The 17,660-nt window shown below is 67.3% G+C and carries 18 protein-coding genes and 2 pseudogenes; 14 read left to right on the forward strand and 6 right to left on the reverse strand.

Going from position 1 to position 17,660, the window contains the following annotated elements:
- Nucleotides 1–617: 617 nt before the first annotated feature.
- Nucleotides 618–975: pseudogene (locus VET27_RS01570) on the forward strand (hypothetical protein); the annotation flags it as partial.
- A 25-nt stretch (nucleotides 976–1,000) separates the two neighbouring features.
- Here the strand turns inward: VET27_RS01570 and VET27_RS01575 are convergent.
- On the reverse strand, nucleotides 1,001–1,465 hold the full coding sequence (locus tag VET27_RS01575; protein ID WP_526514619.1) for a GatB/YqeY domain-containing protein: 465 nt from the start codon (nucleotides 1,463–1,465) through the stop codon (nucleotides 1,001–1,003).
- Between the two features lie 61 nt (nucleotides 1,466–1,526).
- Here VET27_RS01575 and VET27_RS01580 point away from each other — a divergent pair, with 61 nt between their 5' ends.
- From VET27_RS01580 to VET27_RS01600, 5 genes are read left to right on the forward strand one after another with little or no spacing between them, the layout of a single operon-like run.
- A complete protein-coding gene (locus VET27_RS01580; RefSeq protein ID WP_526514642.1) occupies nucleotides 1,527–2,732 on the forward strand; it encodes a DUF7847 domain-containing protein in 1,206 nt (401 codons plus the stop codon).
- Between the two features lies 1 nt (nucleotide 2,733).
- Entirely contained in the window at nucleotides 2,734–3,387 is a 654-nt protein-coding gene (locus VET27_RS01585; RefSeq protein WP_526514620.1) for a DUF4129 domain-containing protein, read from the forward strand.
- Complete coding sequence (locus tag VET27_RS01590; RefSeq protein WP_526514621.1) at nucleotides 3,369–4,529, forward strand: DUF4350 domain-containing protein; 1,161 nt, start codon at nucleotides 3,369–3,371, stop codon at nucleotides 4,527–4,529. The genes VET27_RS01585 and VET27_RS01590 overlap by 19 nt, the downstream gene beginning before the upstream one ends.
- Nucleotides 4,526–5,500 (forward strand): AAA family ATPase, encoded by a 975-nt coding sequence (locus VET27_RS01595; protein WP_526514622.1) that lies wholly within the window; start codon nucleotides 4,526–4,528, stop codon nucleotides 5,498–5,500. The genes VET27_RS01590 and VET27_RS01595 overlap by 4 nt, the downstream gene beginning before the upstream one ends.
- On the forward strand, nucleotides 5,500–6,822 hold the full coding sequence (locus VET27_RS01600; RefSeq protein ID WP_526514623.1) for a DUF58 domain-containing protein: 1,323 nt from the start codon (nucleotides 5,500–5,502) through the stop codon (nucleotides 6,820–6,822). The genes VET27_RS01595 and VET27_RS01600 overlap by 1 nt, the downstream gene beginning before the upstream one ends.
- 84 nt (nucleotides 6,823–6,906) lie before the next feature.
- On the opposite strand, the gene VET27_RS01605 is transcribed toward VET27_RS01600, so the two are convergent.
- On the reverse strand, nucleotides 6,907–7,899 hold the full coding sequence (locus tag VET27_RS01605) for a stage II sporulation protein M (RefSeq protein ID WP_526514624.1): 993 nt from the start codon (nucleotides 7,897–7,899) through the stop codon (nucleotides 6,907–6,909).
- 28 nt (nucleotides 7,900–7,927) lie between these two features.
- Between VET27_RS01605 and VET27_RS01610 the strand changes: the two genes are divergently transcribed.
- From VET27_RS01610 to lfrA, 3 genes are read left to right on the forward strand one after another with little or no spacing between them, the layout of a single operon-like run.
- Nucleotides 7,928–8,830, forward strand: a complete 903-nt coding sequence (locus VET27_RS01610; protein ID WP_526514625.1) for an RDD family protein — start codon at nucleotides 7,928–7,930, stop codon at nucleotides 8,828–8,830.
- 48 nt (nucleotides 8,831–8,878) lie between these two features.
- On the forward strand, nucleotides 8,879–9,451 hold the full coding sequence (locus VET27_RS01615; RefSeq protein ID WP_526514626.1) for a TetR/AcrR family transcriptional regulator: 573 nt from the start codon (nucleotides 8,879–8,881) through the stop codon (nucleotides 9,449–9,451).
- A gap of 42 nt (nucleotides 9,452–9,493) precedes the next feature.
- The gene (gene lfrA, locus VET27_RS01620; RefSeq protein WP_526514627.1) at nucleotides 9,494–11,182 is read left to right on the forward strand and encodes an efflux MFS transporter LfrA; all 1,689 of its coding nucleotides are present in this window, start codon (nucleotides 9,494–9,496) and stop codon (nucleotides 11,180–11,182) included.
- Here lfrA and VET27_RS01625 read toward each other — a convergent pair.
- Nucleotides 11,094–11,558, reverse strand: a pseudogene (locus tag VET27_RS01625) (anthrone oxygenase family protein); the annotation flags it as partial. The gene lfrA and the pseudogene VET27_RS01625 overlap by 89 nt on opposite strands.
- A 24-nt stretch (nucleotides 11,559–11,582) precedes the next feature.
- Here VET27_RS01625 and VET27_RS01630 point away from each other — a divergent pair.
- From VET27_RS01630 to VET27_RS01640, 3 genes are all read left to right on the forward strand, one after another.
- Nucleotides 11,583–12,524 carry an AraC family transcriptional regulator gene (locus VET27_RS01630; RefSeq protein ID WP_526514628.1) on the forward strand — a complete coding sequence of 314 codons (942 nt, stop codon included), beginning with the start codon at nucleotides 11,583–11,585 and terminating at the stop codon, nucleotides 12,522–12,524.
- Nucleotides 12,525–12,681: 157 nt separating this feature from the next.
- Nucleotides 12,682–12,918: a type II toxin-antitoxin system Phd/YefM family antitoxin gene (locus tag VET27_RS01635; protein ID WP_526514629.1), complete on the forward strand. Its 237-nt coding sequence runs from the start codon at nucleotides 12,682–12,684 to the stop codon at nucleotides 12,916–12,918.
- Between the two features lie 20 nt (nucleotides 12,919–12,938).
- A complete protein-coding gene (locus VET27_RS01640; protein WP_526514630.1) occupies nucleotides 12,939–13,340 on the forward strand; it encodes a type II toxin-antitoxin system VapC family toxin in 402 nt (133 codons plus the stop codon).
- A gap of 419 nt (nucleotides 13,341–13,759) precedes the next feature.
- On the opposite strand, the gene VET27_RS01645 is transcribed toward VET27_RS01640, so the two are convergent.
- Nucleotides 13,760–14,926 carry a cation:proton antiporter gene (locus VET27_RS01645; RefSeq protein WP_526514631.1) on the reverse strand — a complete coding sequence of 389 codons (1,167 nt, stop codon included), beginning with the start codon at nucleotides 14,924–14,926 and terminating at the stop codon, nucleotides 13,760–13,762.
- A gap of 9 nt (nucleotides 14,927–14,935) precedes the next feature.
- Nucleotides 14,936–15,313 carry a hypothetical protein gene (locus VET27_RS01650; protein WP_526514632.1) on the reverse strand — a complete coding sequence of 126 codons (378 nt, stop codon included), beginning with the start codon at nucleotides 15,311–15,313 and terminating at the stop codon, nucleotides 14,936–14,938.
- A gap of 266 nt (nucleotides 15,314–15,579) precedes the next feature.
- Between VET27_RS01650 and VET27_RS01655 the strand changes: the two genes are divergently transcribed.
- Complete coding sequence (locus VET27_RS01655) at nucleotides 15,580–15,846, forward strand: SEC-C metal-binding domain-containing protein (RefSeq protein WP_526514633.1); 267 nt, start codon at nucleotides 15,580–15,582, stop codon at nucleotides 15,844–15,846.
- Between the two features lie 2 nt (nucleotides 15,847–15,848).
- On the opposite strand, the gene VET27_RS01660 is transcribed toward VET27_RS01655, so the two are convergent.
- Nucleotides 15,849–17,201: a carotenoid oxygenase family protein gene (locus VET27_RS01660; RefSeq protein WP_526514634.1), complete on the reverse strand. Its 1,353-nt coding sequence runs from the start codon at nucleotides 17,199–17,201 to the stop codon at nucleotides 15,849–15,851.
- A 118-nt stretch (nucleotides 17,202–17,319) separates the two neighbouring features.
- Between VET27_RS01660 and VET27_RS01665 the strand changes: the two genes are divergently transcribed.
- Nucleotides 17,320–17,565 carry a hypothetical protein gene (locus VET27_RS01665; RefSeq protein ID WP_526514635.1) on the forward strand — a complete coding sequence of 82 codons (246 nt, stop codon included), beginning with the start codon at nucleotides 17,320–17,322 and terminating at the stop codon, nucleotides 17,563–17,565.
- The last annotated feature ends 95 nt before the right edge of the window (nucleotides 17,566–17,660 follow it).

The raw sequence follows: 17,660 nt of genomic DNA on the forward strand, positions 1-17,660 counted from the left end.
GGGCTCCCCTCTCGGGATCGGCGCACCAGATCCCGACCACCCGACTCACCCGATCGCGGCGACTCCGGCCCGGACGACGCACGATGGACCGCGAGCGAATACGGCAATCAAACCGAGCATTTGCCGCGAGCGCCACCCTCGCATCGGTGATACCCCGTGGACATGGACGAGGCCACCCAGCGGTCCCAAGCACTCTTGATCGACTCCGAAATCCGGAACTGTCCCGTCGCGGGTAATTGTCTTTCACGTCAAGCTATTTTATTCGACGTAGCACAGCGAACAGCCAGCCGACTCTGTAAGCCAAAGCAAACACCGACGCGCAACCTTTGTGCCGCTTCATCTTTCGGGCAAGTGCACGCCAAGCTTCACACCGCGTCGGCCAATGACTCTTGCGGCATCGGTTTCGAGCATCGAGCACGCCCGGGGAAGAGTGGGCCACGTGGGCTTCGACGGAGGCGGCTCGTATCCCGCTCGTTGCGGTTTCGGGCCGCTCTGCTCAGTCATCAGGGTGTAGCCAAATCGCGTCATGCCAGACCCGCGAATCGAGGGGGCGAAAACTGGCACGTGTCCACCGTCGAACTGATGACTTGCGCGATCGAGAACATGCGCCAACACACATTGAGACCGATCTGCGCTACGAGCGCTGGTTCCTGCCCTTGTCGGTGCCGCTGGGCCTCGGCCCGCAGCGCAGCGACGTGCGCATCGAGAACGACACCCTGCACGTTTCGATGGGTGGGGGGTCACTGTGGACATTCCCTTGAGTTCCATCACCGACGCCAAGCCCAACCACGATCGCGTGTTGGGATGGGGAGTGCACGGCTGGCGGGTCGTTGGTTGGTGAACGGCTCGTCGAAGGGCATGGTCGAACTGACCATCGACCCTCCGATGCGCGCCCGCTTGACGGGCGTGCCGATCACGCTACGCACCCTCTGGGTCAGCGTCACCGACCCGGACGCACTGATCGCGGCCTGCGCCAAGACTGCGTGGGGCGATACGCCGGCTAGAGCCGGTCCTTCACGGCGGCTGACAGGCGCGGTCCGTCCGCCTTGCCCTCGGCGATGGCCACCGCCGCCTTCATCACCTTGCCCATCTGCTTGGCTCCCGGCCGATGACCGATCTCCTCGGCCACCTGGGCCATGGCGGTGTTCACGACGTTGGCGAGCTCGTCGTCGTTGAGCTGCGTGGGGAGATAGTCGTCGATGACCTGAGCCTCGGCCCGCTCGTTGGCGGCGAGGTCGCCGCGCCCGTTCGTCACGTAGATCTCGGCGGCCTCACCGCGCTTGCGCGACTCCCGCGCCAGCACCTTGAGGACGTCGTCGTCAGACAGTTCGCGCGCCTGCTTGCCCGACACCTCCTCGGTCTGAATCGCCGCGAGCAACATCCTCAGCGTCGCGGTGGACAGCTTGTCCCGTGCCTTCATCGCCACCGTGAGGTCGGCGCGCAGCCGCTCCTTGAGTTCCGCCATGGCGTAGACGCTACGCCCGGGGACCCGGTGCCCGTTGTGAATAATGACGGGTATCGACAGGATGGATCCCATGAGCAGCGACGCCGGCGGGCCCGACGGGACCGCTCCCCCGCCGCTTGCAGATCCGTTGCCCGCCTATGCGCAGGCTCCGCAATGGCAACAGCCCCCGACGGCTTACCCGGGCTACGCGACCGCACCCGGCCATCCGGGGTACCCGCCACCGGGCTACGCACCGCCAAGGATGGCAGGCCCGTACGGTTACCCGCCGATGGGGCCGCCCCCCGCGCTGAAACCCGGTGTCATCCCCCTGCGGCCGCTCGGCCTGTCCGACATCTTCAACGCCTCGATCGCCTACGTCCGGACCAACCCCATGGCCACTCTGGGATTGACCACCATCGTCGTCGTGGTGGCTCAGGTCGTCGCCCTGCTGCTCCAGATCGGACCGCTGGCGGCCACCGGCATGCTGTCGCCGACGACGGCGGGAGAGTTCGGGCAGTCGGACGTGTCCGGGATCTCCGACTCTGCAATCGTCGGACTGCTGTTGTCCAGCGCTGCGGGCATCATCACCACGGTTCTGGCCGGGATCGTGCTCAGCGGCCTGCTCACCGTGGTGGTCGGACGTGCCGTCTTCGGCGCGACCATCAGCATCGGCGAAGCATGGCGACGGGTTCGAGGCCGCCTCCTGCCATTGCTCGGAGTCACTGCGCTCGAGGCGATCGGTGCCACCGTACTGATCGCGGTGGTCATCGGGGTGGTTGCCGTCGTCAGCCAGATCGCCGGTGGCCCTGCAGCATTCATGGTCGGTGCGCTGTTCGGTCTGGCCCTGGTCGCCCTGCTGGTCTACCTCTACACGATGCTGAGCTTCGCCCCCACGCTGATCGTGTTGGAGCGAATCGGCGTGATGCCCGCCATCACGAGGTCCTTCGCGCTGGTCAAGAATGACTTCTGGCGGGTGTTCGGCATCCGTCTGCTCGCCGTGGTCGTCGCAGGCGTGGTCTCCGGAGCGGTCACCGCACCGTTCAGCTTCGTCGGTCAGATCATGCTGATGGTCGGCGAATCGACCAGCACGATGGTCATCGCCGTCGTCCTCATCAGCGTCGGCGGCGCGATCGGCCAGATCGTCACGGCGCCGTTCAATGCCGGCGTCGTCGTGCTTCTCTACACCGATCGCCGCATCCGGGCCGAGGCGTTCGATCTGGTGCTGCAGACCGGTGCCATGGCAACGGTCGGCTCCACCGACGACCTCTGGCTGACCCCGCAACGCTGACGTGTCCACCATCGACATCGACCGAGACGCCGCACACGACGCTGCCCAGAGCGAACTGAACAAACCCATCTATCCGCGTGGTTCGCTCACCGATCAGTTGGTCCAGTGGCTCGATGACCTCTTGTTCAAGATCATGTCCGGAGGCGCCTCGGTGCCGGGCGGCTGGCTCACCATCACCGTGCTGCTCGTGCTGGTGACGGTGGCCGTCGTCGTGGCCGTCCGAGTGGCACGCCGCACCATGCGCACCAACCGCGGCCGCCAGAGTGTGCTGTTCGGATCGGTCGAGATGAGTTCCGCCGAGCATCGCGCCGCCGCCGAACAGTCGGCGGCGCGCGGAGATTGGGCGTCGGCGATCAGGCATCGCCTGCGCGCCGTCGCCCGCCATCTCGAGGAGACTGCGGTGCTCAACCCGGTCCCCGGCCGCACCGCGACCGAATTGGCGCGCGACGCGGGTCAGGCCATCCCGGGGCTATCCGGTGAATTGCGCCGCGCCGCAGTGGCATTCAACGACGTCACCTACGGCGAACTGCCAGGAGACGAGCCCACGTACCGCATGGTAGCCGGCCTCGACGACCATCTTCTCAACCACGCCACGGGCATCCCGGCGGAGCACGGCCCTGAAGGTGCAGAAGAGGCATGGGTCGAGGTGCGATGACCGACACCTCCTGGGCGGTCGGTTCCACCGTCGTGCAGCGGTGGCGCACTCTTCGTTGGGTACTGCTGGCGCTCGTGGTCGTCGTCGCAGTGTCGGCCCTCTCGACCTATCTCACCGCGCCGCGGCCGGGTGGTCGGATGGATCCCGAGGCCACCTCGCCCGACGGCGCCCACGCGCTCGTCGCGCTGCTCGAGGATCACGGCGTCGAGGTGGTCGCCGCCGCCGACATCGCCACGGTCGAGCGGTCGGCGCGCCCGGATTCCCTGCTCCTGGTGGCACCGACGCCGTACCTGCTCGACGACGACGGGCTGCAGCGGTTGAAGGAACTACCGGGTGACCTGCTCCTGGTCGAGCCGGTGTCGCGTACCAGGGAGTCGTTGGCGCCCCAGATTCGCACGGCACCGAATACCAGTTTCGGCGGCGATCCGAACTGCGACCTGCGCGAGGCCACCCGCGCAGGCAGCGTCCAACTGGACCTGAGCGACACCTACGAACCGGTCGCAGCCAACACCGCAGTGACCCGTTGTTACGACGGCGCCCTGGTCCGGTACACCGAGGGCGGGCGCACGGTCACCGTCGTCGGCACCGCGGACTTCATGACGAATTCCGGCCTGCTGCAAGAAGGGAACGCCGCACTCGCGATGAACCTGGCGGGCGCCCGCCCCCGGGTCATCTGGTACACGCCGAAGCGGATCGAAGGCGAATCGGACGGCGCCACGTCGATCATGGACCTCATCCCCGCCCGCGTCGGCTGGATCGTCCTGCAACTGTGCCTGGTCGTCGCCTTCGTGGCGCTGTGGCGTGGCCGCAGGATCGGACCCCTTGTCGCAGAGGAACTTCCGGTGGTGGTGCGTGCGTCGGAAACCGTAGAGGGCCGCGGTCGGTTGTACCGGTCGCGGCGCGCTCGTGATCGCGCGGCGTCGGCACTGCGGACCGCCGTGCTGCAGAGGGTGCTCCCCCGGCTCGGCCTGGGCGCCCAGTCCGATCCCGCATCCGTGGTCGTGACCGTCGCGCAGCGCATTCGGTACGAGCCGAACGTCATCGATTACGCATTGTTCGGGCCTCCCCCAGCAGATGACGCCGAACTGGTCAACCTCGCCCGGCTACTGGACGACATCGAAAGGCAGGTCGCCGACTCGTGAATCACCCAACGACTTCGACAGCAGACACCGACGGTGCGCGAAACGCGTTGCTAGCGCTGCGTTCCGAGATCGCCAAGGCGGTCGTCGGGCAGGACGCCGTGGTCAGCGGTCTGGTCATCGCGCTACTGTGCCGGGGTCACGTCCTACTCGAAGGCGTGCCTGGCGTCGCGAAGACGTTGTTGGTCCGCACCTTGTCGGCGGCGCTGCAACTCGACTTCAAGCGCGTGCAGTTCACCCCGGATCTGATGCCCGGCGACATCACGGGATCGCTGGTGTACGACTCGCGGACGGCGGAGTTCGAGTTTCGCGCCGGCCCGGTGTTCACCAATCTGTTCCTCGCCGACGAGATCAACCGAACACCGCCGAAGACGCAGGCCGCGCTGCTGGAAGCCATGGAGGAACGTCAGGTCAGCGTCGACGGTGATGCCCGGCCGCTGCCGGACCCCTTCATCGTCGCGGCGACTCAGAACCCGATCGAGTACGAAGGCACCTACCAACTGCCCGAGGCCCAGCTCGACCGCTTCCTCCTGAAGCTCAACGTGCCGCTGCCGCCGCGAGATCAGGAGATCACCATCCTGTCCAGGCACGCAAGGGGTTTCGACTCTCGGGACCTTTCCGCCATCCAGCCGGTGGCGGGTCGGGCAGAGTTGGCGGCGGGTCGCGACGCGGTGCGCCAGGTTCTCGTCGCCGACGAAGTCACGGGCTACATCGTCGACATCGCGGGCGCGACCAGGCATTCACCGGCGCTGCAACTCGGCGTCTCGCCACGCGGTTCGACGGCACTTCTCGCCACGTCGAGGTCGTGGGCATGGCTGTCGGGTCGCAACTACGTGACCCCCGACGACGTCAAGGCGATGGCACGGCCGACGCTGCGGCACCGCATCGCCCTGCGGCCGGAGGCAGAGCTCGAAGGAGCCACCCCCGACGGCGTTCTCGACGGCATCCTGTCCGCGGTCCCGGTCCCGCGCTAGTGGTCTTCACCGGCCGCGTCGGCCTGGTTGCACTGATCTGCGTCCTGCCGATCAGCGTCTCCCACTGGCCCGCAGAGACTTTCGGCATTCTGCTCGGCCTCCTCCTGATGGCGCTGGCAGCCGACGTGACGTTCGCGGCGAGCACCAGACGGCTGCGCTTCAGCAGGCATGGCGACGGTGCCGCCCGACTGGGTGAGCCCGTCGACACCACGCTGGTCGTCGAGAACCCAGGCAGCCGCGAGTTCCGCGGGCGCGTGCGCGACGCATGGGCGCCGTCGGCCCGCACGGAGCCGCGCACCCACCAGGTGAGAATCCCTGCGGGACAACGGCTTCAAGTTAGCACGACGTTGCGCCCCATCCGCCGCGGCGATCAGACCTCGGCGATGGTCACGGCACGGTCCGTGGGTCCGCTGGGCCTTGCGGGCAGGCAGAGTTCGCATCGCGTGCCGGCGCAAGTGCGGATTCTCCCACCGTTCCTGTCGCGCAAGCATCTACCGTCGCGACTGGCCAAGCTCCGCGAACTCGACGGCGCGATCCCGGTGCTGATCCGCGGCCAGGGCACCGAGTTCGACTCGCTCCGCGAGTACGTCGTCGGCGACGACGTTCGGTCCATCGACTGGCGTGCCTCAGCACGTCGGGCTGACGTCGTCGTCCGCACCTGGCGGCCGGAGCGGGACCGTCGGGTGGTCATCGTTCTCGACACGGGCCGGACGTCCGCGGGCCGCGTCGGCATCGATCCGACGGCGAGTGACCCCAGCGGCTGGCCGCGTCTGGACTGGTCGATGGACGCCGCACTGCTGTTGGCGGCCTTGGCATCCCGAGCGGGTGACCACGTCGACTTCGTGGCGCACGACCGGGTGCCACGAGCGGGCGTCTACAACGCCACGCGTACCGAGCTGCTACCGCAACTCGTCGAGGCGATGGCCCCGCTCCAGCCCGCGTTGATCGAGTCGAACGCGGCGGCGATGGTCGCGACGGTGCAGCGGCGCATCCGGCGGCGCGCGCTCGTCGTGCTGCTCACCGACCTGAATCCCTCGGCGCTGGACGAGGGCCTGATGAGCGTCCTTCCGCAGTTGTCGGCCAAGCATCAGGTGCTGATCGCCGCCGTCAGCGATCCGCGTCTGGACCGCCTGGCGGCCGGACGTTCCGACGCGGCCGAGGTGTACGACGCCGCCTCGGCGGAACGGGCCCGCAACGATCGCGGCGCCATCGCGGCGCGGCTGAGGCGACACGGCGTCGACGTCGTCGATGCGATGCCCGACGATCTGGCGCCCGCACTGGCCGACCGCTATCTGGCGATGAAGGCAAGCGGCAAACTGTGACGCTCCTCGTTACCTCGCGACCAGACGTAGAGGTCCCCAGATCGTCGGCGCGTCGGGGGCCTTTGCGTCTCCTCGTGGGATGTCCTAGCCGGTCGGGATCAGATCCGGCGCGTCGTCGACGTCGCCCGTCTCGCCCGCCCGGACGGCCTTGCGCCCGAAGTGAATCACGTAGGCCAGGAAGGCGACCTCGGCCGCGACGCCGATCGCGATGCGCAGGAACGTGGGCAGCGGGGACGGCGTGACGAGCGCTTCGATGAGGCCGGACACCAGCAGCACGGCAACGAGTCCGACGGCCACCGACACGACGGCACGACCCTGTTCGGCGAGCACCTGGCCCCGCGGTCGATCACCCGGCGACACCACCGACCATCCGAGCCGCATGCCTGCCGCCGCGGCGAGGAAGACCGCGGTCAGCTCGAGCAACGCGTGCGGGGTGAGCAGGCCCAGGAAGACGTCGCCCTTGCCCGCGTCGAACATCAGCCCACCGACCACCCCCAGGTTCGCGGCGTTCTCGAACAGAACGTACGGGATCGGCAAGCCGAGCAGGATCGCGTAACCGATGCACTGCGCCGCCACCCACGAGTTGTTGATCCACACGCGCAGGGCGAACGAGCCGGCCGGGTTCTCGCTGTAGTACGAGGCGAACTCGCGATTGACCAGTTCCGCAATGTCGGAGGGCGTTCCGACCGTCGCCTGCACCTCGGGATCGCCGGCCACCCAGACGCCGATGACGGTGGCGACGACGAAGAAGGCCGCGGCCGTCCCGAGCCACCACCGCCAGGACCGGTACGCCACGACGGGGAACGACACGTTCCAGAAGCGGGTGAACTCACTCCACAGTGGGGCGTGGGCGCCGGTGACGGCCGCGCGGGCCGTGGCGACCAGACCGGACAGCCTGCCGACCAGCACCGAGTCGCTCGAGGCGCTGCGCACCATCGAAAGATGGGTCGACACCCGCTGGTACAGGTCGACCAGCTCGTCGACCTCGGCACCGGTCAGCTTGCGGCGACGCTTGACCAGATACTCCAGCCGGTCCCACGCAGGCCGGTGGGACAGCACGAATGCGTCGACATCCACCTACCGAAGCCTAGTAGCGTTGACAGGCATGGTGGCCCAGCCCGCGCCGATGGTCACGGGTGACGCCGTGGTCCTCGACGTTCAGATCGCGCAACTGCCCGTTCGCGCGGCGGCCGCATTGATCGACCTGACGGTGATCTTCATCGGCTACGTCATCGGTGTCGTGCTGTGGGCCGTCACGATCTACGACTTCGACGAGGCCCTGTCCGCGGCGGTGCTCATCATCTTCACGGTTCTGGCGATCGTCGGCTATCCGATCGTCTTCGAGACCGCGACCAGGGGCCGGTCGCTGGGCAAGATGGCCCTCGGCCTGCGGGTCGTGTCCGACGACGGTGGCCCAGAACGCTTTCGGCAGGCGCTGTTTCGCGCGCTGTCCGGATTCATCGAGATCTGGATGTTCGCGGGCGGCCCGGCTGTCATCTGCAGCATGCTGTCGACCAAGGGCAAGCGGATCGGCGACGTGTTCGCGGGCACCATGGTGATCAGCGAGCGCGCGCCGAAGATGACGGCACCCGTTCCGATGCCACCGGCGCTGGCGTGGTGGGCGTCGTCCCTGCAGCTGTCCGGGCTGCGCCCCGAGCAGGCGGAGCTGGCGCGTCAGTTCCTCTCCCGCGCGAATCAGTTGGAGCCGGCACTTCGCGATCAAATGGCGCACCGCATCTATGCGGAGGTCGTCAACCAGATCTCACCGCCGCCGCCCGCAGGCGCACCTCCTCCACTGGTGCTGGCCGCAGTTCTGGCCGAACGTCACCGCCGGGAACTCGCCCGCCTGCGCGCCAACACTCCCGCAGCCGGACCGCCCTTCGGGCAGCCGCCTGCCTACGCGCCGCCACCACCGGTCGCTTACGCGCAGTCCGAGCGTGCCGCGCCGGTCGCACCTCAAGCGCCCACCCCGACGGCACCGCCGGGAGGTTTCACGCTGCCCGACTAGTGGGACACCACTGTCCCACTATGGGTCACCTGTGCTAGATTGAAGCACATGAGTGCCCCGTTGGCGGCCGAGGGTGGCCCGCGCTCGAGAACGCGCAAGGCGATTCTCGATGCCGCGATGGCCGTGCTCGGCGACAACCCGGGTGCATCCCTCGGTGACATCGCCACGGTGGCGGAAGTGGGACGCAGCACCCTGCACCGGTACTTCGCGGAACGCTCGGACCTGCTGCGGGCTCTGGCGCTTCACGTCCACGCGCTGAGCAACGCGGCCATCGAGCACGCCGAGCCGGACTGCGGACCTCCCGAGGAGGCATTGCGCCGGGTCGTCGAGTGTCAGCTTGACCTCGGGCCCATCGTGCCGTTCGTCTACAACGAGCCGACCATCAATTCCGATCCCGGCCTGGCCGCCGAACTCGACACCGGCGACGAGGTCATCGTCGAAGTGCTCAACAGGGCAGCCATTCAGGGCGCGGCCGGCCCAACGGGCTGGCCACGGCTGGTGTTCTGGGCACTGCTGAACGCCGGATACGAGGCCGCGCGGCTCGGCACCCCCCGCGTCCAGGTCGTCGACGCCATCATGGCCAGCCTCACTCAGGGCACCATCAACCCGAATCGGTCTTGACGTCAAGGGTTTCACCTCGGCGTAGTTCTCAGGAGCAATCGAATGTCCACCGACATGGACGTCACCGCGACGTCCTCCACCACACCGCGACGCGCGTGGATCGCGCTCGCGGTACTCATGCTGCCGGTGCTGCTGGTCGCCGTCGACAACACCGTGCTCGCCTTCGCACTGCCCAGCATCGCCCAGGACTTCCGTCCGCCCGCGACCACTCAGTTGTGGATCGTGGACGTGTACTCGCTTGTGCTCGCCGCCCTGTTGGTGACGATGGGCAGCCTCGGCGACCGGGTCGGCAGGCGTCGACTGCTGATGATCGGTGCGGGCGGCTTCGCGGTGGTCTCGGCCGCCGCGGCGTTCGCTCCGAGCGCCGAGTACCTCGTCGCGGCACGCGCGCTGCTCGGTGTCTTCGGCGCAATGCTGATGCCATCCACGCTGTCGCTGATCCGCAACATCTTCACCGATGCCTCTGCGCGACGGCTCGCGATCGCACTCTGGGCGTCGTGCTTCACCGCGGGCTCCGCACTGGGCCCGATCGTCGGCGGTGCGCTGCTGCAACACTTCCACTGGGGCGCCGTGTTTCTGGTCGCCGTACCGATCCTGCTGCCGCTGCTGGTACTTGCGCCGCGGTTGGTGCCCGAGTCGCAGGATCCGAACCCGGGACCGCTCGACCTGGTCAGCGTCCTTCTGACGCTGACGACGATGCTCCCCGTCGTCTGGGCCATCAAGTCGGCGGCGCACGACGGCTCGTCGTGGTTGGTCGTCGGCGCCTTCGCCATCGGGGTTGGGTCGGGCTTCCTGTTCGTCCGACGCCAGAGGCGCAGTGCCACACCGATGCTGGACGTGGGACTGTTCTCCAACGCTCCCTTCACGTCGTCGATCCTGGCCAACTTCCTGTCGATCGTGGGTCTCATCGGCTTCATCTTCTTCATCTCGCAGCACCTTCAATTGGTGCTCGGGTTGAGTCCGCTGGCCGCCGGGCTGGTCACGCTGCCGGGCGCCGTGCTCTCGATGATCGCGGGCATCGCGGTGGTGCCGATGGCGAAACGCTTCGCCCCCCACGCCCTCATGATCGCAGGGTTGGTGCTCGTCGCGGCCGGCTTCCTGGCCATCCTGCTGTTCCGACACGACCTCACGGTGGTCGCCGTCATCATCTCGTTCGTCATCCTGGAGATCGGCGTGGGGATCTCGCAGACGATCTCCAACGACACCATCGTGGCGTCGGTCCCGCCTGCCAAGTCGGGTGCCGCGTCGGCCGTGTCGGAGACGGCATACGAGCTTGGCGCCGTCGTCGGCACAGCGACTCTCGGCACGATCTTCACGGCGTACTACCGCGCCAGCGTCGAACTGCCCGGTGGCCTCACGGCGATGCAGGCCGCCGACGCCAGAGAGAGCATCGGCGGCGCCGCCTCGGTGGCGAAGACCTTGCCGCCTGCCTTGAGCAACCGCCTGATGGACTCCGCGCGACTGGCCTTCGACGCCGGGATCGCCCCGACGGCGACCATCGCGGCGGTGCTCACGCTGATCGCGGCCGCCGTCGTCGCCCTGGCCTTCAGGGGAGTGAGCGGTAGCGCAGACCGACCAGCATCAGCACCGAGCCCAACAGCGGAGCCGCCGTCCGAACATGGTTCCACGCGGTCCACGGGCCCAGGTACGCGCGCCATTCCCGCAACGCGTCCGCTGCGGACAGACCAAACGGATCCACCGCGTCCAGGCGATCGTTCAACGGAACGTTGAACGCCATCGTGACGATGACGGCCACCAAGCCGAGTGCCGCGCCCGCCAGCACATGACCGGTTCCCGGCCGGGACAGTCGAACGGCGGCCGCGCTGCCGACGCCGAGGGCCAGCAGTGCCGAACCGGCGAACAGCATCAGGAACGGCGCGTTGGCCTGGGCCTCGGCGTTGATTCCGCGCATGGCCGCGATCGCCTCGGCCGGCTCGGTGCGGTCCAGCCCCTTCATCACGAAGGTGGAGAACGCGTAGAACAGTCCGCCGACGGCAGCGCTCGACACTGCGGCTGCGGTGGTGGCGACGAAGAATGGGTTCGCGGTCATGAGCCCAGTAAACGGCCCGCTGGCGAGACGATCCATCGTCGAAAGTCCCGAATTCATACGTGATCGTCTACATTCGGCATCGTGGATGCTCTCGGTGGACTGCTCGACGGAGTGCGCGCCCGTGGTGCGTTCGTGCTGCGACTGTCGCTGGACCCCCCGTGGTCGATGCGCATTCAGGACGACGCCCCCCTGACGCTGATCTGCGTGACGCGGGGCAGTGCCGTCATCGTGACGGACTCCGGCGAATCCTTCGACGTCGGACCGGGCGACGTGGCCGTCGCGCGCGGTGTGGAGCATTATCTGTTCGCCGACGAGGCGCGGACGGAACCTCAGGTGGTCATCCACCCCGGCAATCGATGCACGACGCTGCGCGGGGAGGACCTGCGCTTCGAGATGTCGGTGGGGGTGCGGACGTGGGGCAACACCGCATCGGGCGCCGACCGCGCCATAATCTGCGCGTACGAGGGTCGCAGCGAGGTGAGTTCGCGCTTGCTCAAAGCACTTCCGACGGTACTGGTGGTGCGCGGCGAGAAGTGGCAGACACCCCTGGTAAGCCTGCTGGCCGACGAAGCGGGCAGGGACGGCCCTGGGCAGGAGGCCTACCTCGACCGGCTTCTGGATCTGCTTCTGATGGACGTGTTGCGCGCCTGGTTCGACCGCGACCAGCAGGCCCCCACCTGGTGGCACGCCGAGCACGACCCGCTCGTCGGGCCGGCGCTGCGCCTCATCTACAACAATCCCGAGCACCCCTGGACGGTGGCCAATCTTGCTGCCGCCGTGGGGTGTTCACGCGCGGTGTTCGCGCGCAGGTTCGCCGAGCAGGTCGGCGAGCCCCCGATAGCCTTCCTCACCGGCTGGCGACTGGCGCTGGCCGCTGATTTGCTGCGGGCAAGCGGGGACACCATCGCCTCGGTCGCCCGCCAGGTCGGCTACAGCACCCCGTTCGCCTTGAGCAACGCCTTCAAGCGCGCCTATGGGGTGAGCCCAAACGGGTTCCGCGCGGCTGGTGCAGCGACGGCTTGACCATTGTGGCGTCATCGTCCACGATCACTCGCGGTCTCGTTCACCGTCCGGCTCGCTGCGAGGGTCTCGACCAAGCCGGCTCCAACGGTCCCCGACGCACATCCTCGCTCAGCTGAGCGACGCAGAAGGGTGTCTCACCGGTGATACGGTGAGACACATGGACGTCGTGACGGTGCGGGAACTTCGCAACAAGGGTGGGGAGGTGTTGGCCCGGGTCGAGCGTGGAGAGCACGTGATCGTCACGCGCGATGGCCACGCCATCGCAGAACTGCGACCCCTACCGCGCAAGAGCGTCGGCCCGGCCGATCTGATCGAACGCAGAAGGCGACTACCCAGGGTTGATCCCGAAGCGCTGCGACGTGACATTGACACCGCCTTGGACCCGACGCTGTGAGCGAGCCGAGCATCCGAGGCATGCTCGATACGTCCACCGTCATTCTGTTGGGCCGGATCACCGATCCTGCAGCCCTGCCCGACGACGCGGTCATCAGCGCGATCACGCTGGCCGAACTCTCCGTCGGTCCCCATGTCGCCCGCACCTCCAAAGAACGCGCCGCGCGTCAGGCACACTTGCAGCAGGCCGAGAACGACTTCGAGACCCTCGCGTTCGACGGGGCAGCCGCGCGGGCCTTCGGCACCGTCGCCGCATCACTGCGGGCATCGGGTCGGAAACCGGCCGCGCGCGCCTATGACGCTTTGATTGCCGCGACGGCAATTGCTCACGGTCTGCCGCTTTTCACCTGCAACCCCAACGACTTCGATGCGATTCCGCAATTGACCCTGCGCCCCGTGCCGCACCCCGATCACGACGTCTAGTTGGCGTCGTTTCTAACCGATCAAGCCGAAATCCGTTCCACCGTCTGTGAATTCCCGTTGGAGGAGCGCTCGGGCGCACTTCAATCGAAGTGACACCGGCCTCGCGCAGAGTGCTGTGCGCCGTCTACGTCGCGATCGCCGTCGCCGCACTGATCGCCATGTGGGGTCGACTTGACCGAGGAGGCGACGCCCTCGACCGGACCGTCGCCACGATCGAGGCCGCAGGGGCCGAGGTAGCCGCCGAGAATGGGCCAGTCAGGCTGCCGTCCCTACCTGCGGTGCCGACCCCGATGAGGTCGTCTTCGGAGTCTTCGCCTCCGACGCAGCGCACAATGTCGAGGAAGCGTGTTCGCGGGCAGGCATCCCCGCCCAGCGACTCACTGCCGCATTGGACGCGCGCGCCTCGGATGGCTTGCCGTCTATGTGATCGGCGTCGTCGGGGACGTGTCGGCGCTCTCGCCGCGCTTCGCCAGCACGCCGGCCGCCGACGTCGCGGCGATGGTGACGAGCGCGCCGAGGATGAGCGCCGATGGCTCCCCGGGGCTCAGAAGCTTCAACTGGGTCCCCAGCGTCGCCGCCGCCACCGGCACGCCCAGTTGTGCGGCGGCCATGGTGCCAAGGGCCAACGGCTGACCCAGGAGTCGACCGACCCAGTGCGCGAGTACCGCACCGAGGCCGAGGCCGACCCCGAGTCCGATGAACGCGGGATGCTCCCCCAGATCACGAACCTGCAGCGAGGCGCCGAGCCAGACGAAGAACAGCGGTGCGAAGAAGCCCTCGGTGATGCCCAACAGTTGGCGTGCGAGTCGCCGTGGTTCACCGATTCCGTTGACCACCAACCCGAACGCAAATCCGGCCAGCATGATCGACACGTGCGTACTGGTGGCCACGGCCGCCAGGGTGAACAGCACCAGCAGACTGATCCGCAACTCCAGCGCGAGTTGTTGTTGCTTGGAGTATTCGTGCATACGTTTGCCGGTCCCGCGGCGATCGAAGTACCGCAGAACCAAGAAGAGAACACCCGCGCACGCCGCGATCGCCACCGCGCCCAGGGCAGCCCGCGGTGCGCGAGTCGGGTCGATCACCAACGGCAACAACACGATCGATGCTGCGTCGGCGATCGCGATCTGCGCCTTGACCGACAGTACCGGCGGCCCCTCGAGCTTCAGCTCGTCGATGATGGGCAACGCAACCGCGGCCGACGACGAAGCCATCAGAACGGCGTACAGTGCCGCGTGCCCGGTGCCGAAGACGCGAGCGAGCACCACGGCGAGCGCCGCCGCGACGACGCCGACGAGCACTGCGCGCAGCACCGCCTTCGGGAGTCCAGCGGGCAGGGAAGTGTCGCGTACCGGGACGTGAGTTCCCACGACGAACATCACCAGCGCGAACCCGACGTTGGCCAGCAGAGTGAACGTCGGATCAGTGGTGTCGACGATGTCGAATCCCGTTCTGCCGACCACTATTCCGGCAACCAGCTCACCGATGATCACCGGGATGCGAAGTCCGGGTACGTCGACCAGCAGCGGACCCGCCAAGCCCACAAGGACGAGCAATGCGAGCGTAGGGAATCCGAACCCGGACATGTCAGGCGGTCACATCTGCCACGACACCAAACGGCAAGGGATGGGCGTGTTCTCGTCGGTGAGGTAGCTTGCGCACACCCGGTGGTATCCGTCGGCGATCTGCAATGCGATGCCGTCGAGGACCTTGCCCCGCACCAAAAGGATCGGTGAGAGTTTCCTTCCCGCAGCGATCTTCGCCAGATCGGTCTTGACGCGAGGGTTGTTCCCGGGCAGCAGCGCCAGGCCCGCTGCCCGCAGGATGTCCTTGGCCTTGCGGAGCAAGGGCGGCGCGTCCTTGAGAGCGTCGACCGTCTTGGTCACTTCGTCGCCCTCGGCGATCAGACTCAGATACTCCGCCGCGGCGACGTAGTCATGATCCTCGGGATCGTCGAGCCACTTGACAGCCATCCGGACACCATAATCCGATTGCCTGGAATGAGTTGCGAGGGTTTTCCGCGATTCGTCGCACGCTCCACGCTTACTCACCATCGAAATCCACTTGCGGAGCTTGCGTCGGAGCCGTGGAATGCGGCTGACGCACGTGTCGAGTCGGCATTCAGCCGCATGACGCTCGACGAGCTGAGCCGCATGCAGGACGTCCTGTTCGAGCAGCTCCGAATGGGGCTGCCCGGTACGGAACAGATCGCGAAGGCCCTGAGCGCCAGGATGCCGACGTGGCGGCCTGGTTTCGCCTTCGCGACTCACGGGGAGAAGCGGTCAAGGTCGTGATGCTGCTCGGGGCCCTCGCGGTCGCGATTGCCTGGATGACGCACCGTCACCGGCCGGCTCCGACCCCGAGGATCCAAGACGCCATCGCGCGAGTCCGCGAGGACCACGTCTGCATGCTGCCCATCCCCCGCAGCGACCCGTGCTTCTGCGGCAGCGGTAGCAGTTTCAGGGCGTGCCACGGCAGACCGCCGATGGCTGCGCCCGCCGTCTGACGCTAGGTGCTGATCCAGTTTCCGTGGAAGCCGAACGGCACCCGATGAGGCAGCTTGATCGTCGCGATCGGATCGGCCGCGAAGTCGGAGGCATCCAGGATCACCAGATCGCTTCCGTCGCGGGCTGAGTCGTAGACGTACCCGAGGTAGTAGCCGTTCCCTTCATCGGCAGGACCGGTCGACGGGACGAAGACGGCCTCGCCGGGAACTCCCGGGGATGCCGCCGTGCCGAAGGCGTGCTCCACCGCACGGCCCGAGTCCATGTCGTAATGCACCAGCTTGTCGCTGCCCACCGAGACGGAGTATCGCGCGTGCAGGCCGGCCAGCCGGTCGTCGATGCGCGGGAACTCCACCGCCCGGTCGTCGAGTTGCTGCTCGCTGACGGTGCCGTGCTCCAGGTCGATGGTCCAGCTCGTCAACACGGCGTCTACCTCGAAGCCACCGCTGTCGCGCCACAGTTCCGGGTACCGAGCAGCTTGCAGCACAATGGAATTCCCCGAGTCGTACGCGTTGGCGACGTGGAAGACGTAGCAGGGGTCGATCTCGAACCAACGGATCGGACCGTAGGGGTCATCGCGGCGCATCACGCCGAGCCGCGCGCCATAGGTGTCGTCCCAGCGATACGGCATGTCGCCTCTGCCGTTGAGCGCGATGTCCATGTTGAACACGATGGGCAGGTCCATGAAGATCACGTGCTCGGCGGTGAGCGCGAAGTCGTGCATCATCGTCAACGCCTTCACGTCGACGGGTCGGTTGATCGTCAACTCGCCTCCTGCGTCCACGCGGTGATAGGTGACGTACGGCTCGAACATGTTGCCGTAGCCGAAGAAGTGCATCTCGCCGGTGGTCGGGCAGATCTTGGGGTGTGCGGTCATCGAGTCGACGAGCTTGCCGCCGAAGTCGTAGGCGCCGACGGTCTCGAGATCGTTGGTGATCTCGTAGGGCAGCGACGACTCGACCAACGCGAGCGTCTTGCCCGCGTGGTTCACGACGTGGGTGTTCGCCACGGCCGAGCGCAGGTTGCGCGTGCCGTCAGCGTTGTAGAGCGGGAGCGCGTTCTCGAAGCTGTCGGTGCGAACCCAGCGGTTGCGGTACCAGGCGGCCCGTCCGTTCTCGACGCGAATGCCGTGGATCATGCCGTCACCGGCGAACCAATGGCCCGTTGGCTTGCGGGGGTTGGGACCGTTGCGCAGATACCAGCCGTCGAGTTCGGGCGGAATGGCGCCCTCGACCTGCAGGTCGAATTCGGTGAGTTCGTCGGCGACCGGCGCGTAGTTGCCCCGCTGGTAGAACTTGCCGGTGCCGAACATCTCGGCGTCGCTGACGTCCGCCGCGTCGGTATGGGTATCAGTCATGTCAAGCGCTCCCTGGGCTGTGTGTTGGACCACACCACCATGACACTCCATCACTGACATGTCAATAGTGGAATGTCATCGCGCTCCGTCGATATCGGAAACGTAGGAAGATGGACCGATGCCAGCCCGTCGCCACTACGAGCTGCTCTTCAAACTCGCGGTCAACCGCGCCGGGGGCTCCCAGCAGAACATCGTCGACGAACTTCGTCGCGTCATCCTCGACGGCGCGGTGCCTATACTACCTGCTGGCCACGCGCGGACCATGGCGGTCGACGGCCCTTCAACTCGCCGACGGAGCCACCCTCGTCGACGCCGACGAGGCAGCCGAGCCGGCCTGATCGATCCGGCGTTCCCCGGCGCGTGACATTCCAGTTGTGACATGTCGCCACCTACAATGCAGCGGTGAGCCTTCGCTTTGCCGCCCTCGGACTGCTCGCCCAACACCCCGGGAGCGGCTAC

Source organism: Mycobacterium sp., assembly GCF_035633495.1.
Lineage (GTDB): Bacteria > Actinomycetota > Actinomycetes > Mycobacteriales > Mycobacteriaceae > Mycobacterium.